Genomic DNA, 14,261 nt, shown 5'->3' on the forward strand with positions numbered 1-14,261 from the left:
GAGTGTTTCGGGCGAATGTCCTGGGCATTCGCGGCCGGATCGCTCCAGGCTCCATGGGCGGGAGGAGATCGCGATGACCACCCCCGCCATCCTGTTCGTCTGCCTCGGCAATATCTGCCGCTCTCCGCTTGCGGAGGCGGCGTTTCGCGAGGCCGCGGCGCGCGCGGGCCTCGCTGTCGCGGCCGACAGCGCCGGGACCGCCGACTACCACGTCGGCGAGCCGCCCGACCCGCGCAGCATCGCCACGGCAAAACGGCACGGGATCGACATCGCGCACTATCGCGGGCGCCAGCTGGCGGTGGAGGATTTCGACCGGTTCGACTGGATCGTCGGCATGGACCGCTCGAACATGCGCGATATCGAACGCCTGCGGCCGTCGGACAGCAGGGCGAAAGTCGCGATGTTCATGGACCTGGTGCCCGGACGCGAAGGCGCCGAAGTCGCCGACCCCTGGCACGGCGGCGAGGACAACTTCGTCCGCACCTGGGAAGACGTGAGCCGCGGGGCCGAAGCGCTGGTGGCGCTGCTGCGCTAGCCTCCGCGCAGGAGCTGGACGCCCCAGTCGCGCTCGAACAGATAGAGCAGGACGCGCGCAGCGGAGCCGCGTTCACCCTCCAGACCGCCGTCGCGTTCCATCAGGAGCCGCGCGTCGTCGTGCGCGAGCGGCAGGAGGCGCTGGATCTGGTCGAGCGTGGCGACGCGGAACGGCGTATCGCCCGACTGGCGCGTTCCCAGCAGTTCGCCGCCGCCGCGCAGCCGCAGGTCTTCCTCCGCCAGGCGGAAACCGTCCTGCGTCTCGCGCATCAGGGCCAGGCGTTCGCGCCCCGTTTCCGACAGGGCATCGCCGCGCAGCAGGAGGCAGGTCGATTTCTCGCTCCCCCGCCCCACGCGCCCGCGCAGCTGGTGCAGCTGGGCCAGCCCGAAACGCTCCGCCTGCTCGATCACCATCAGCGTCGCCGCGGGCACGTCCACCCCGACCTCGATCACGGTCGTCGCGACCAGCAGTTTCGCCTCGCCCGCGGCGAAGCGCGCCATGGCCGCGTCCTTGCGTTCGGGCGCGAGCTGGCCGTGGACGAGCACGACCCCGTCGCCGAACCGGTCCTGCAAGGCCGCGTGGCGCGCCTCGGCCGCGGCAATGTCCTCGCTCTCGTGCTCGCGCACCATCGGGCAGACCCAGTAGGCCTGCTGCCCGCCCGCGACGTGGCGGCCGACGGCCTCGACCACGTCGGCCAGCCGCTCCTGCGCGACGACGCGGGTATCGATCGGCTGGCGCCCGGGCGGCATCTCGTCGAGGCGGCTGACGTCCATCTCGCCGTACTGGGCCAGGGTCAGCGTGCGCGGGATCGGGGTTGCCGTCATCGCCAGCGTGTGCGGCGTCCGCCGGCCCTTGGCCGCCAGTTGCAGGCGCTGGGCCACGCCGAAGCGATGCTGCTCGTCGATCACCACCAGCGCAAGGTCGCGATAGGCGACGCTGTCCTGGAAGATCGCGTGCGTCCCCACGACGACGTCGATCGTGCCGTCCATCAGCCCCATCAGGATCGATTCGCGCGCGCGCCCCTTGTCGCGCCCGGTCAGCAGCGCGATCTCGGCCCCGGTGGGGCGCAGCATGGCGCGCAGGGTCTCGAAATGCTGGCGCGCGAGGATCTCGGTCGGGGCCAGCAGGGCCGCCTGCCTGCCCGCCTCGACCGCGATCAGCATGGCGTGGAGCGCGACCACCGTCTTGCCCGCGCCGACATCGCCCTGCAGCAGCCGCAGCATCGGCGCCTCCTGCCCCAGGTCGCCCTCGATCTCCGCGATCGAGCGGGTCTGGGCGCCGGTCAGCGGGAACGGCAGTTCCAGCCGCTCGCGAAGCCTGCCGTCGCCCGCCAGCGGCTGTCCCCGGCGGCGGCGGTTGTCCGCGCGCACGAGCATGAGGGCGAGGCTCTTGGCCAGCAGTTCGTCGTAGGCCAGCCGATCGCGCGCCGCGGAATCTTCCCCGCGATGCGCCTGGGCCAGCGCCCGGCGCCAATCCGGCCAGTCGCGCGCCGCGCGCTGCCCCGGCTCGATCCATTCCGGCAGGTCCGGCAGACGCTCCAGCGCCTGGCCGACCAGCCCGGCCAGGCGCGGCTGGGTCAGCCCTTCGGACAGCGCATAGACCGGCTCGCACAAGTGGCCGAGCGTGGCATCGCCGGCCTCGCTGACATGGTCGGGATGGACGATCTGCAACATGTCGCCGTAACGGTCGAGCCGCCCGGCGACCCAGCGCTTCTCCCCCACCGGCAGCTGTTTCTTCGCGGTGTAGGAGGCGCGGCCGAAATAAGTCAGCGCACAGACGTTGCCCGCGCTGTCGTGGGCCAGCACGCGATAGGGCCCACGCCCCGAGCGCGCGGCGCGGTGTTCGCTCGGCGTCAGCGCGACGACGATCTGCTCGCCCTCCCCCGCCTGGTCGAGATCGTCCACCGGGCGGCGCGTCACGAAGCGTTCGGGCAAGTGATAGGCGAGATCGCGCACCCGGGTCAGCCCGAGCTTGCCGAGCGGCCGGGCCAGCTTCGGGCCGACCCCGTCGAGCGTGCCGGTCTCGGCGAACAGCGGGTTGAGGATGTCCGGGCGCATGGGCTGCCACTACCCCAGCCGCGACCGCGGCGAAAGCCGCCGGCAACCAGCCCCGGCGAATGGCCCCTGAAAAGCCGGGTCCGGGCACGATTCTCGGGGATGACGGCCGGGGACAAACCCGGTAGGGCGCGCGCGATGATCGACCCCGCCCGCCTTTCCAAAGCCCGCTTTCGCGCCTGGCACCGCGGCACGCGCGAGGCCGATTTCATGATCGGCGGCTTCTTCGATCGCTATCACGCGCAGTGGGACGAGGAAGGCCTCGCCTGGTTCGAGGCGCTTCTCGAACAGGACGACGTCGACGTCATGGCCTGGGCGCTCGGCACGCAGCCCGTTCCCCAACGCTTCGTGGGCAGCCAGATGGCCGCCATGCAGAAGCTCGACTACGTCGATATCGAGGGCAAGATCGCGGGTACTGGCACGGCGCAGCGCTAGACCGCGCCGGCAACCGCTTTCCTGCGCCCGCCGCCCGCCGCCCGCCGCCCGCGGGGTGGTGCCCGGCGCGCGCCCGCGCTATCGGGCGGCGAACTCCGCCCCGGCCCACACGGCCCCGGGGTGAAGACCCGTGCCCGGAACCCGTCCGCCGACTGGAAGCTTTGACCCTAGATGCCCGATCTCCAACACATCCTGGCCGCTGACAAGCCGCTCACCCTCGCCTCGGTCGCGCGCGGGGCGCAGCCGCTCGTCATGGCCGACCTCGCGCGCGCGGCGGGCGGGCGGGCGGTCTTCGTCGCGCCCGACGACGCGGCGATGCGCGCCGTCGCGGAGGCGGCGCAGTACTTCGCCCCCGAACTGGACGTGATCGAGTTCCCGGCCTGGGACTGCCTGCCGTACGACCGCGCCAGCCCCGCCCTTTCCGTCAGCGCAAGCCGGCTGGCAGCCCTTCATCGGCTCCAGGCCGGCAAGGCCGGGGCGCAGCTGCTGGTCACCACCGCCAATGCCCTGCTCCAGCGCGTCCTGACCCCGTTCCGCGTTCGCGAAAGTGTGCGCGATTTCCGCCCCGGGGTGGAAATCGGGCGCGAGAGTCTCTCCGCGCTGCTCCAGCGCCAGGGCTACGGCCGCACCGATACGGTGGTGGACAAGGGCGAATACGCGGTCCGCGGATCGATCGTGGACGTCTTTCCTTCCGGGATGGAGGAAGGGCTGCGGCTCGATTTCTTCGGCGACGAGCTGGAAAGCCTGCGCAGCTTCGACCCCTCGACGCAGATGAGCACCGGGGTGCTCGATTCGCACCTCCTCCTTCCCGCGAGCGAGGCCCTGCTCGACGATGACAGCATCAAGCGCTTCCGCGGCCGTTACCGCGAGCTTTTCGGCGCCAATGCCACGCAGGACCCGCTTTACGAGGCGGTGAGCGAGGGGCGGCGGCTGGCGGGAATGGAACACTGGCTGCCGCTGTTCGAGGAACGGATGGCGACCCTGTTCGATCATCTCGATCCGCGCGACCTCGTGGTCATCGATTCGGCGGCGCTCCAGGCCGCGGAGGAGCGCCTGACCGACATTGCCGATTACCACGACCAGCGCCGGAGCACCGGCGGCCAGGCCAAGGGCAGCTATCGCCCGCTGGCACCCGATGCGCTCTACCTGGCGCAGGAAGAGTTCGGCGCGGCGCTCCAGTCCCGCCCGGTCCACCGCACGACCATATTCGCCGAGCCCGAGGGGACGGGCGTGGTCGATTTCGGCTTCTCCTCGGCCCGCGACTTCGCACCCGAGCGGGCCCGCGGCGACAACGTGTACGAGAGCGCCGCCGAACACTTGCGCGCGGTCGCGAAATCGGGCCGCAAGGCGCTCTTCGCCGCCTATTCGCCCGGCAGCCGCGCCCGCATCGCCTCGATCCTGTCCGAAGCGGGGGCGCAAACCCGGCTCGCCGACGGATGGCAGGAAGCGCTGGGCACTGCCGCCAAGGGAAGCCCGGCGGCGCTCGTCCTGCCGCTCGAAACCGGCTTCGCCAACGACGAGATGGAGCTGGTGACCGAGCAGGACGTGCTCGGCGACCGGCTCGTGCGGCGCAAGAAGCGGCGCAAGGACTCCGATGCCTTCCTGGCCGAGCTGTCGGCGCTCAACCGGGGCGACCTGGTGGTCCACGTCGAACACGGGATCGGCAAGTACATCGGGCTGGAGCCGATCGCGGTCGGCAAGAGCCAGCACGATTGCGTGATGCTGGAATACAAGGGCGGCGACAAGCTCTACATCCCGGTCGAGAACATCGACGTGCTCAGCCGGTACGGCAGCAGCGAGGACGCGGTCATGCTCGACCGCCTCGGCGGCGAGGCCTGGCAGAAGCGCCGCGCGCGCCTGAAGGAGCGGATCCGCGAGATCGCCGGCGAACTGATGCAGGTCGCCGCGCAGCGCGCGTTGAAGAAAGCCCCCGCGCTCGAGCCCGAGGAGGCGAGTTACAACCAGTTCGTCGATCGCTTCCCGTGGCAGGAAACCGACGACCAGGACCGCGCGATCGAGGATGTTCTGGGCGATCTGGCCCAAGGGCGGCCGATGGATCGTCTGGTCTGCGGCGATGTCGGCTTCGGCAAGACCGAGGTCGCGCTGCGCGCGGCCTTCGTCGCGGCGATGGCGGGCCAGCAGGTGGCGGTCGTCGCCCCCACGACCCTCCTCGCGCGCCAGCACTACGCCAATTTCATCGAACGCTTCGCCGGCTTCCCGCTGCGGATCGGCCGCCTCTCGCGCCTCGTGCCGGCCAAGGAAATGGCCGAAACGCGCGAGGCCCTGGCCGCCGGGCAGGTCGACATCGTCGTCGGCACCCACGCGATCCTGTCGAAGACCACGAAGTTCCGCGACCTCGGCCTCGTCATCGTGGACGAGGAACAGCGCTTCGGCGTGACCCACAAGGAGAAGCTCAAACAGCTGCGGGCCGACGTGCACGTGCTCACCCTCACCGCCACGCCGATCCCGCGCACGCTGCAGATGGCGATGAGCGGCCTGCGCGAGCTTTCGACGATCCAGACGCCGCCGGTCGATCGCCTCGCCGTGCGGACTTACGTGATGGAGTGGGACGACATGGTGATGCGCGAGGCACTGCTGCGCGAACACCACCGCGGCGGGCAGAGCTTCATCGTCGTCCCCCGCATTTCGGACATGGAGCAGGTTTCGGACTGGCTCCACGAGAACGTGCCCGAAGTGAAATTCGTCGCCGCCCACGGCCAGATGGGGGCGAACGAGATCGAGGAACGGATGAGCGCCTTCTACGAGGGCAAGTACGACGTGCTCCTTTCCACCACCATCGTCGAAAGCGGGCTCGACCTGCCCAGCGCCAACACGATTATCATCCACCGGGCGGACATCTTCGGCCTGGCCCAGCTCTACCAGCTGCGCGGCCGCGTCGGCCGGTCGAAGCTGCGCGCCTATGCCTACCTGACGTACGAGAAGGACGTGGCCCTGTCCGAAGTGGCGGAGAAACGGCTCAAGGTCCTGGGCGATCTCGACAGCCTCGGCGCGGGTTTCCAGCTGGCGAGCCACGATCTCGACATCCGCGGGGCCGGCAACCTGCTGGGCGACGAGCAGTCGGGCCATATTCGCGAGGTCGGCTTCGAGCTCTACCAGTCGATGCTGGAGGACGCGATCCTCGCCGCCAAGGCCGGCGACGCCGGGCTGGAGCGCGACGACGGGCCGCTGAGCCCGCAGATCACGGTCGATGCCCCGATCATGATCCCCGACGACTATGTCCCCGACCTGGCCGTGCGCATGGCGCTCTATCGCCGGTTGAACGACGCGAAGGACAAGGCGGAGATCGAGGCCATGGCCGCCGAGATGATCGACCGTTTCGGCCCGCTGCCCGATGCCACCGCCAATCTCGTCCGCCTGATCGAGATCAAGCACCAGGCGATCGAGGCCAATATCGCCAAGATCGACGTCGGCGCGCGCGGCACGCTGGTGACGTTCCACAACGACGACTTCCCCGACCCGGCCGGGCTGCTCGCCTATGTCGAGCGGCTGAAGGACACGGCGAAGCTGCGGCCCGACATGAAGCTGGTGATCAACCGCGCCTGGGGCGATCCGCGCTCGCGTCTCAACGGCCTGTTCCAGCTCACCAAGGGGCTGAGCGGGATCGCGCGCAAGGCGGCGCGCAAGCGGGGCGAGGCGGCGGCGGCCTAGGCGTCGCCGGGGGCGCCCCCTGCCCCGTCGCGCGCGAAGGCCGCGAAGGCGCCCGCGTCCATCGGCCGTGCCCGCAGGAACCCCTGGTAGAGCACGCAGCCTTCCGCGCGCACCGCGGCCAGCTGGGCCTCGCGCTCGATCCCCTCGGCGATCACCGCGATATCGAGCGCGCCGGCCAAGGCCACGATGGCGCGCAGGATCGCGAGATCGCGCGGATCGGTGACGATCCCCTCGACCATCGACCGGTCGAGCTTCAGGTAATGCAGCGGCAGGACCTTGAGATAGCGGAAGTTGCAGAACCCCGCGCCGAAATCGTCGAGCGCCAGCCGCATCCCGTCGGCGGCGAGGCGGGCGAGCTGGCGGGCGCTTCCCTCGATATCGCGCACCAGCGCATGCTCGGTCAGCTCCAGGGTCAGCCGGTCGGGCGGGAACGATGCCTGTCCGACGATCGCGGTCAGCGCATCGGCGAAGTCCGGCGCGGCAATATCGGCGGCCGTGACGTTGAGCGACAGGCGCAAGGGCGCGCGCCAGCCGGCCGCGTCGTCCAGCGCGCGCGCGGCGACATGGCGCGTGAGCCGTTCGGACATCCCGGCCCGCGCCGCCAGCGAGAACATTGCCTCCGCCCCGATCTGCCCGCGCGCGGGGTGATTCCAGCGCGCAAGCGCCTCGGCCCCGACCAGGCTGCCATCCTCGCACGCGAACTGCGGTTGGTAGAGAACCTCGATCTGGCCTTCGGCAAAGGCCGCCGCCAGCTCGGCAGCGATCGTCTCGTCGTTCTTGCGGCGATCGGCGGAGGTCCGGCGTTCGCGAATCGGCAGCATTGATTTCATCCCTCGCTCGATGGCGCAAACCGCCCCGCGCGTCTGCCCGTCGCCGGCGCGCGTTGCAAATCGAGACGCCCGCCCATAGGTTGCGCGCCGGGCAGGGACGGAGCCTCCTTTAAATGAGTGTTTCCAACGAATTTTCGCGGCTGGCAATGGTCGCTTCGGACAGCGAACGCGCCCAGGCCGCGGCGCACGAGCTGCGCGAAGCGATGAGCTTCTGCCCGATCGAGGAGGCGGAGGCCGTGGCCGTCATCGGCGGCGACGGCTTCATGCTGCAAACGCTGCACCAGATGCTCGACAGCGGAAAGATCAAGCCGGTCTACGGCATCAACCTCGGCACGGTCGGCTTCCTGATGAACCGCTATCGCAAGAGCGGCAACCTGCTCGACAAGGTCAACCGCGCGCGCGCCTTCCAGATCGCGCCGCTGCGGATGGAGGCCGTCACCCAGGACGGTGCGACCACCACTTTCTGCGCGATCAACGAGGTGTCGCTGCTGCGTGAAACCCGGCAGACGGCGAAGATCGAGGTCTCGGTCAACGACCGGGTGCGGATCGCGGAACTGGTCTGCGACGGCGTGCTGGTGGCGACGCCGGCCGGCTCCACCGCCTACAACCTTTCGGCCCATGGGCCGATCCTGCCGCTCGATTCGCAGCTTCTCGCCCTCACCCCGATCAGCCCGTTCCGCCCGCGCCGGTGGAACGGGGCCCTGCTGCCCGATCGCAGCCGCATCCAGCTCCGCGTGCGCGAGCCGGCCAAGCGCCCGGTCTCGGCCGTTGCCGATCAGAAGGAAGTGCGCGACGTGGCCGAGGTGACGCTGGAAATCGCGCGCGAACTGCAGCTGACATTGCTGTTCGATCCGGGCCACGCGCTCGACGAACGGATCGTGGCGGAGCAGTTCATCGCCTGACATGCGGCGCGCGCGAAAACAGGGTGCAGCACCCCCTTGCCAAAGCCGAAACGCGCCCATATAGGCGCACCCCTGTCCGCACCGAGACTGTTCCCCGATAGCTCAGCGGTAGAGTAGGTGACTGTTAATCACTTGGTCGTTGGTTCGAATCCAACTCGGGGAGCCACTCGGTGGCGGACATGAAAAAGGGCGCGGCGGGTCATCCCCTCCGCGCCCTTTTTCATGCTGGACCCGTCGTTCATGCCGCCGGGGCACGGAGCCCCGGCGAGCGCGCACTCACCCGGCCGCGCCGTGGCAATGCTTGTACTTGTTGCCCGAACCGCACGGGCACGGGGCGTTGCGGCTGATGTCCATGCCGGCATAGGGGTTTTCCGGTGCCGAGCCGCCGGGGCCGGCGGCGGCCCTGGGGCTGCCGGCCAGCGCGCCGAACAGCGCCGCGCGCCCGGCGGAACCGTCGCCGTCCGCCGAATTGTCCAGCCCGGTCAGCGGGTCGATATGCCCGGTCAGGAAATCGGGCAGGTCGGGCAGTTCCTGCTGCGGCGGGGCGGCGATACGCAGCTCGCTCTTCAGCAGGATGCCCGTCACGTCCTCGCGCAGCTTGTCGAGCATCGATTCGAACAGGCCGAAGGCTTCCTGCTTGTATTCGTTGATCGGCTGTTTCTGGGCATAGGCGCGCAGGAACACGACCTGCCGCAGCGCGTCGAGCGTCGCGAGGTGTTCCTTCCAGTGGAAATCGAGCCGTTCGAGCAGGATCGACTTTTCCACCTGGCGCCAGATCGTCGGGTCGTTCTCGGCGATCTTGCGCTCCATGATCGCGTCGGCCTCGCTCCGCAGACGTTCCTCGATCAGTTCCGGCTCCAGCGTGTCTTCCTGCATCCACTCGTCGATCGGCGGTTCGATGCCGATGACTTCGGCGACGCGTTCCTTCAGCCCTTCGACGTTCCACTGTTCGGGATACGATCCGGGCGGGCAGTTTTCGCGCACGATCGCGCCGACCGTGTCGTGCCGCATGTCCACGACGACGTCGTCCACCGTCTCGCTGTCCATGATCTCGGCGCGCTGTTCGTAGATGACCTTGCGCTGGTCGTTCATCACGTCGTCGTATTCGACGACCTGCTTGCGGATGTCGTAATTGCGCGCCTCGACCTTCTTCTGGGCGGTCTCGATCGCCTTGGAAAGCCAGCGCGATCCGATCGCCTCGCCGTCCTCCAGGTTCGAATTCATCATCCGCGCGAACAGCGTGTCGGGCCCAAAGATGCGCAGCAGGTCGTCTTCCAGGCAGAGGTAGAACCGCGAAAGGCCCGGATCGCCCTGGCGGCCCGAACGGCCGCGCAGCTGGTTGTCGATACGGCGCGATTCGTGCCGCTCGGTGCCGAGAACGAACAGGCCGCCGGCCTCGAGCACCCTGTCCCGCTCGGCGGCGACTTCCTGCTTGATCTTCTCGATCGCGGCGTCGCGCTCGGGCCCCTCGGGCATGTCGCGCAGCTCGTCCTCGATCCGGAAATCGACATTGCCGCCCAGCTGGATGTCGGTCCCGCGGCCGGCCATGTTGGTCGCGATGGTAACCGCGCCCAGCCGGCCCGCCTGGGCCACGATATGCGCCTCCATTTCGTGGAAACGGGCGTTGAGCACGGCGTGCTTCACGCCTTCTTCGTCAAGGAACTTCGACAGCAGTTCGGACTTCTCGATCGACACGGTGCCGACCAGGACGGGCTGGCCGATCTCGTTCTTCTCGCGGATCGCCTTGGCGATCGCCTTGAACTTGTCCTGCGTGTTCTTGTAGAATTCGTCTTCCTCGTCGATCCGCTGGACCGGGACGTTGGTCGGGATCTCGACCACGTTCATCTTGTAGATGTCCCAGAACTCGGCCGCTTCCGTGGCGGCGGTGCCGGTCATGCCGGAAAGCTTCGGATACATGCGGAAATAGTTCTGGAAGGTGATCGAGGCCATCGTCTGGTTCTCCGGCTCGATCTTCACCCCTTCCTTGGCCTCGACCGCCTGGTGCAGGCCGTTCGACCAGCGGCGGCCGTCCATCATGCGCCCGGTGAACTCGTCGATGATGACGACCTTGCCGTCCTTCACGATGTAGTCGGTATCGCGCTTGAACATCACGTTCGCCTTCAGCGCCTGGTCGAGGTGGTGGACGACCTGGGTATTCTCCACGTCGTAGAGGTTCTCGGTCTCCAGCAGGCCGGCTTCGGCCAGCATGGTCTCGACCTTCTCGATCCCCTCTTCGGTCCAGGTGATGTTCTTGGTCTTCTCGTCGGCGTCGTAATAGCTGTCGTCGATCCGCTTCACTATCGCGTCGATCGTCGTGTAGAGTTCGCTCTTGTCCTCGGTCGGGCCGGAGATGATCAGCGGCGTGCGCGCCTCATCGATCAGGATCGAGTCCACCTCGTCGACGATCGCGTAGTTGAACGGGCGCTGCACCATCTGGCCGCGCTCGTGCTTCATGTTGTCGCGCAAGTAGTCGAAGCCGAACTCGTTGTTGGTGCCATAGGTGATGTCGGCCCCGTAGGCCTCGCGGCGCTGCTGCTCGTTCAGGTTCGGCACGATCACGCCGACCGTTAGCCCCAGCCAGCGATAGAGCTGCCCCATCCATTCCGCGTCGCGGCGGGCGAGGTAGTCGTTGACGGTCACGACGTGGACGCCCTTGCCCTCGATCGCGTTGAGGTAAGTGGCCAGCGTGGCCACCAGGGTCTTGCCCTCGCCGGTGCGCATTTCGGCGATCTCGCCGCGATGGAGCACGACGCCGCCGATCATCTGGACGTCGAAATGGCGCATGCCGAGCACGCGAACCGATGCCTCGCGCACGGTGGCGAAGGCTTCGGGCAGGATATCGTCGAGCGTGCGCCCTTCTTCCAGCTGGGCGCGGAACTTCGCGGTCTGCGCCTGCAGCTCCTCGTCGGACAGGGCGCGGACCTGGTCTTCGAGCGCGTTGATCTGGTTGACGACCTTGCCGATCGACTTGACGTAACGGTCGTTGGAGGAACCGAAGAGGGACTTGGCAATGGCTTGGAACATGGAAAGGGGCCCTGTCAGGACTGGAATATGGATGGGCGCCGCCCGCGCGCGGGCGCGGGCAGCTGCGAACGATCACGTGGAAAAGCGGTGGAGGCGCCTATTCGAAGGCGCGATCGGGTCCGAACTGGACGGTCGGGATATAGATGCGGATCGGCGCGCAGTCGCTGCAACCGGGGGCCCGGTCGGACCGCGCCGGCGGCCGTCCGCGCCGCAAGTCGGCCTCGCACCGCGGGCTCCGGCCCGGCTGTGCGGCCGCGACGCTGCCGCTGATCTCGGCACTTGCTGCCTGCGTGAACGCCGCGCTGGCCGGCGCCCCGGCGGCAGCCAGGCCGGTAATGAGCGCAAGGCAGGCAAGAAGGCGCGTCAACATCTGGGCGCAAGATAGGGGCTGTTCGTCCCCCCGTCCACCGCGAATGGCGGATTTACCCCCGCGCCCCGCGGGGGTAGGAGCCGGCCCATGAAGCTCGAACGCTCCCCCCTCGCCCGGCCTTTCCCCGACATGCCGCCGGTTGCCGGCGTCGCCCTGCGCGTCGCGCGCGCCGGGTACAAGGACTGGGGCCGATGCGACCTGACTTACGTCGAGCTGGCCGAAGGCACCGCCGTTGCGGGGGTGTTCACCCGCAACCGGTGCTGTTCGACCGAGGTCGAACTGGGTCGTGAGCAGGTGCGCGCTGGGCGCGCCCGCGCGCTGGTGGTCAACGCGGGCAACTCGAACGCCTTCACCGGCCACCGCGGGCGCGCGGCGGTGGAACAGATCATGGGCCAGGTGGCCGCCCACCTCGGCTGCGACGAGCGCGAGGTCTTCGTCTCCTCCACCGGGGTGATCGGGGTGCCGCTGCCGCGCGACAAGGCCCGCGCCGGGGTCGCTGCCGCGCTCGAGGCGAGCGAGTGCTCGTGGGAAGATGCGGCCGCAACCATCGGAACAACCGACACTTTTCCCAAGGGCGCCCTCACCCGCGCGGTGATCGGCGACACCACGGTGACGCTGGCCGCGATCATCAAGGGCAGCGGCATGATCGCGCCCGACATGGCGACGATGCTCGGCTACGTCTTCACCGACGCCGCGGTCGAACCGGCCTTCCTGCAGGCCCTGATCTCCGCCGCGAACGAGCGGACCTTCTCGTGCATCACGGTGGATAGCGACACGTCTACCAGCGACACCGTGCTCGCCTTTGCCACCGGGCAGGCGGGCAATGCACCGCTCGCCTCGTTCGGCGATGACGGCGCCGATGCCTTTGCCGCCGCCCTCGACGACATCTGCCGCCAGCTCGCCCATCTCGTCGTCCGCGACGGCGAGGGCGCGCGCAAGTTCATCGAAGTCGCGGTGACCGGCGCGGCCAGCGACGACAGCGCGCGCCGGATCGGCCTCGCCATTGCCAATTCGCCCCTGGTCAAGACGGCGATCGCGGGCGAGGACGCCAACTGGGGGCGCGTGGTCATGGCGGTGGGCAAGGCCGGCGAACCGGCCGACCGCGACCGGCTCTCGATCGGCTTCGGCGGCCACTGGGCCGCGCGCGAAGGGCTGCCGCTGGCCGACTACGACGAGGGGCCGGTGGCCGAACACTTGCGCGGCGACGAGGTGCGGATCGACGTGGACCTGGGCCTGGGCGACGGCCGGGCCACCGTGTGGACCTGCGACCTCACGCACCAGTATATCGCGATCAACGCGGATTACCGCTCGTGAGCGTGCTCGACCGCGAGATCCTCGCGCTCGTGCGCCGGGTCAGCGAAGAAGCGATCCTGCCGCTCTATCGCGCGCTCGACGACGGGCAGATCGTGGCCAAGGCGCCCGGCGACGTCGTGACCGCGGCCGACCACGCGGCCGAAGCCATGCTGACCGAGGCGCTCGCGGCATTCGAGCCGACCCTGCCCGTCGTCGGGGAGGAAGCCGCCCATGCCGACGCCGGCGTGCTCGACGCCCTCGCCGGCGATTGCTGGATCGTCGATCCGCTCGACGGAACGCGCAATTTCGCGCGGGGGGAGGCGCCTTTCGGCATTCTCGTCGCCCGCGCCGAGGGCGGTGTGGCCCGATCGGGGTGGATCTACGACTGTCTCTCGGGCCGGTTCTGCGCCGCCCACGAAGGTCGCGGCGCCTTTGTCGACGGCGAACGGATCGCGGCGCGCGGCACCGGCGAGAGCACGCCGGTCGCGGCCATTTCGCTGCTCTTCATGGACGAGGGGCGGCGCGAGGCGGTGAAGCGCCAGGTCGCGCCGCATTACCGCCTGACCGACGTCCCGTTCTGCGCGGCGGAGCAATACCCGCGCCTCGCCCTGGGCCGGAACGACGTCTCGATCTTCGAACGCACGCTGGCCTGGGACCACGCGGCGGGCGCGCTTTGGCTGAACGAGGCGGGCGGCAAGGCCGCGCGCCCCGACGGCAGCGCGTACCGGTTGGACGAATGGGACCGGCCCGGCCTGCTCGCCGCGGCCAGCCCGGCCCTGTGGGACGACCTGGCCGCGCGAATGGCGGGCCTTTAACGCACCGAAGGCGTCAGAGCTCGCTCTCGAGCCAGCCCTTGAGCTGGCTCTTCGGGGCGGCACCCAGCTTCTGGGCAACCGGCTTGCCGTCCTTGAACAGGACCATGAGCGGGATCGACTGCACCCCGATCTCGCCGGGGACGCCGGTGTTTTCCATGATGTCCATCTTGGCGATCGTCACCTTGTCGCCCAGCTCTTCGCTGATTTCTTCCAGCGCGGGCGCGATCATCTTGCACGGGCCGCACCACTCGGCCCAGAAATCGACCAGCACGGGCTTGTCGCTTTCGAGAACGTCGGACTGGAAGCTGGCATCGGTGACATTGACGGTCGCCAT

The 14,261-nt window shown here is 69.0% G+C and carries 11 protein-coding genes and 1 tRNA gene; 7 read left to right on the forward strand and 5 right to left on the reverse strand.

Annotation, left to right across the window (positions count from 1 at the left end):
* The first annotated feature begins 73 nt into the window (after window positions 1–73).
* Window positions 74–535 carry a low molecular weight protein-tyrosine-phosphatase gene (locus T8T98_RS08910; RefSeq protein ID WP_251105458.1) on the forward strand — a complete coding sequence of 154 codons (462 nt, stop codon included), beginning with the start codon at window positions 74–76 and terminating at the stop codon, window positions 533–535.
* Here T8T98_RS08910 and recG read toward each other — a convergent pair.
* Complete coding sequence (recG, locus tag T8T98_RS08915) at window positions 532–2,592, reverse strand: ATP-dependent DNA helicase RecG (protein ID WP_251105457.1); 2,061 nt, start codon at window positions 2,590–2,592, stop codon at window positions 532–534. The genes T8T98_RS08910 and recG overlap by 4 nt on opposite strands.
* Before the next feature lie 135 nt (window positions 2,593–2,727).
* On the opposite strand from recG, the gene T8T98_RS08920 reads away from it, so the two are divergent.
* A complete protein-coding gene (locus tag T8T98_RS08920; protein ID WP_251105456.1) occupies window positions 2,728–3,024 on the forward strand; it encodes an FAD assembly factor SdhE in 297 nt (98 codons plus the stop codon).
* 171 nt (window positions 3,025–3,195) lie between these two features.
* Window positions 3,196–6,693 (forward strand): transcription-repair coupling factor, encoded by a 3,498-nt coding sequence (gene mfd, locus T8T98_RS08925; protein WP_251105455.1) that lies wholly within the window; start codon window positions 3,196–3,198, stop codon window positions 6,691–6,693.
* Here the strand turns inward: mfd and T8T98_RS08930 are convergent.
* Window positions 6,690–7,514, reverse strand: a complete 825-nt coding sequence (locus T8T98_RS08930) for an EAL domain-containing protein (RefSeq protein ID WP_237486818.1) — start codon at window positions 7,512–7,514, stop codon at window positions 6,690–6,692. The genes mfd and T8T98_RS08930 overlap by 4 nt on opposite strands.
* A gap of 122 nt (window positions 7,515–7,636) precedes the next feature.
* Here T8T98_RS08930 and T8T98_RS08935 point away from each other — a divergent pair, with 122 nt between their 5' ends.
* Window positions 7,637–8,425, forward strand: a complete 789-nt coding sequence (locus tag T8T98_RS08935; RefSeq protein WP_160733054.1) for an NAD kinase — start codon at window positions 7,637–7,639, stop codon at window positions 8,423–8,425.
* A 91-nt stretch (window positions 8,426–8,516) separates the two neighbouring features.
* A tRNA-Asn gene (locus T8T98_RS08940) sits at window positions 8,517–8,591 on the forward strand.
* Between the two features lie 110 nt (window positions 8,592–8,701).
* Here the strand turns inward: T8T98_RS08940 and secA are convergent.
* Together secA and T8T98_RS08950 are read right to left on the reverse strand one after the other, a co-directional pair.
* Window positions 8,702–11,449, reverse strand: a complete 2,748-nt coding sequence (secA, locus tag T8T98_RS08945; protein WP_251105454.1) for a preprotein translocase subunit SecA — start codon at window positions 11,447–11,449, stop codon at window positions 8,702–8,704.
* 97 nt (window positions 11,450–11,546) lie between these two features.
* Entirely contained in the window at window positions 11,547–11,819 is a 273-nt protein-coding gene (locus tag T8T98_RS08950; RefSeq protein ID WP_160733056.1) for a hypothetical protein, read from the reverse strand.
* Window positions 11,820–11,906: 87 nt separating this feature from the next.
* Between T8T98_RS08950 and argJ the strand changes: the two genes are divergently transcribed.
* Both argJ and T8T98_RS08960 read left to right on the forward strand, forming a co-directional pair.
* Window positions 11,907–13,133 carry a bifunctional glutamate N-acetyltransferase/amino-acid acetyltransferase ArgJ gene (gene argJ / locus T8T98_RS08955; RefSeq protein WP_251105453.1) on the forward strand — a complete coding sequence of 409 codons (1,227 nt, stop codon included), beginning with the start codon at window positions 11,907–11,909 and terminating at the stop codon, window positions 13,131–13,133.
* Window positions 13,130–13,927, forward strand: a complete 798-nt coding sequence (locus tag T8T98_RS08960) for an inositol monophosphatase family protein (protein WP_251105452.1) — start codon at window positions 13,130–13,132, stop codon at window positions 13,925–13,927. Before argJ ends, T8T98_RS08960 begins: the two co-directional genes overlap by 4 nt.
* 13 nt (window positions 13,928–13,940) lie before the next feature.
* Here T8T98_RS08960 and trxA read toward each other — a convergent pair whose 3' ends face one another.
* Complete coding sequence (trxA, locus tag T8T98_RS08965; protein WP_251105451.1) at window positions 13,941–14,261, reverse strand: thioredoxin; 321 nt, start codon at window positions 14,259–14,261, stop codon at window positions 13,941–13,943.

This window comes from Pelagerythrobacter marinus (genome assembly GCF_034375205.1).
In the GTDB taxonomy this organism is placed as follows: domain Bacteria; phylum Pseudomonadota; class Alphaproteobacteria; order Sphingomonadales; family Sphingomonadaceae; genus Pelagerythrobacter; species Pelagerythrobacter marinus.

Bases quoted from the DNA above. Each gene is read 5' to 3' on its own strand.
- recG (WP_251105457.1), bottom strand. From the start codon at position 2,592: ATGCGCCCGGACATCCTCAACCCGCTGTTCGCCGAGACCGGCACGCTC.
- argJ (WP_251105453.1), top strand. From the start codon at position 11,907: ATGAAGCTCGAACGCTCCCCCCTCGCCCGGCCTTTCCCCGACATGCCG.
- T8T98_RS08910 (WP_251105458.1), top strand. From the start codon at position 74: ATGACCACCCCCGCCATCCTGTTCGTCTGCCTCGGCAATATCTGCCGC.
- mfd (WP_251105455.1), top strand. From the start codon at position 3,196: ATGCCCGATCTCCAACACATCCTGGCCGCTGACAAGCCGCTCACCCTC.
- T8T98_RS08935 (WP_160733054.1), top strand. From the start codon at position 7,637: ATGAGTGTTTCCAACGAATTTTCGCGGCTGGCAATGGTCGCTTCGGAC.
- trxA (WP_251105451.1), bottom strand. From the start codon at position 14,261: ATGGCGACCGTCAATGTCACCGATGCCAGCTTCCAGTCCGACGTTCTC.
- T8T98_RS08930 (WP_237486818.1), bottom strand. From the start codon at position 7,514: ATGCTGCCGATTCGCGAACGCCGGACCTCCGCCGATCGCCGCAAGAAC.
- T8T98_RS08950 (WP_160733056.1), bottom strand. From the start codon at position 11,819: ATGTTGACGCGCCTTCTTGCCTGCCTTGCGCTCATTACCGGCCTGGCT.
- secA (WP_251105454.1), bottom strand. From the start codon at position 11,449: ATGTTCCAAGCCATTGCCAAGTCCCTCTTCGGTTCCTCCAACGACCGT.
- T8T98_RS08920 (WP_251105456.1), top strand. From the start codon at position 2,728: ATGATCGACCCCGCCCGCCTTTCCAAAGCCCGCTTTCGCGCCTGGCAC.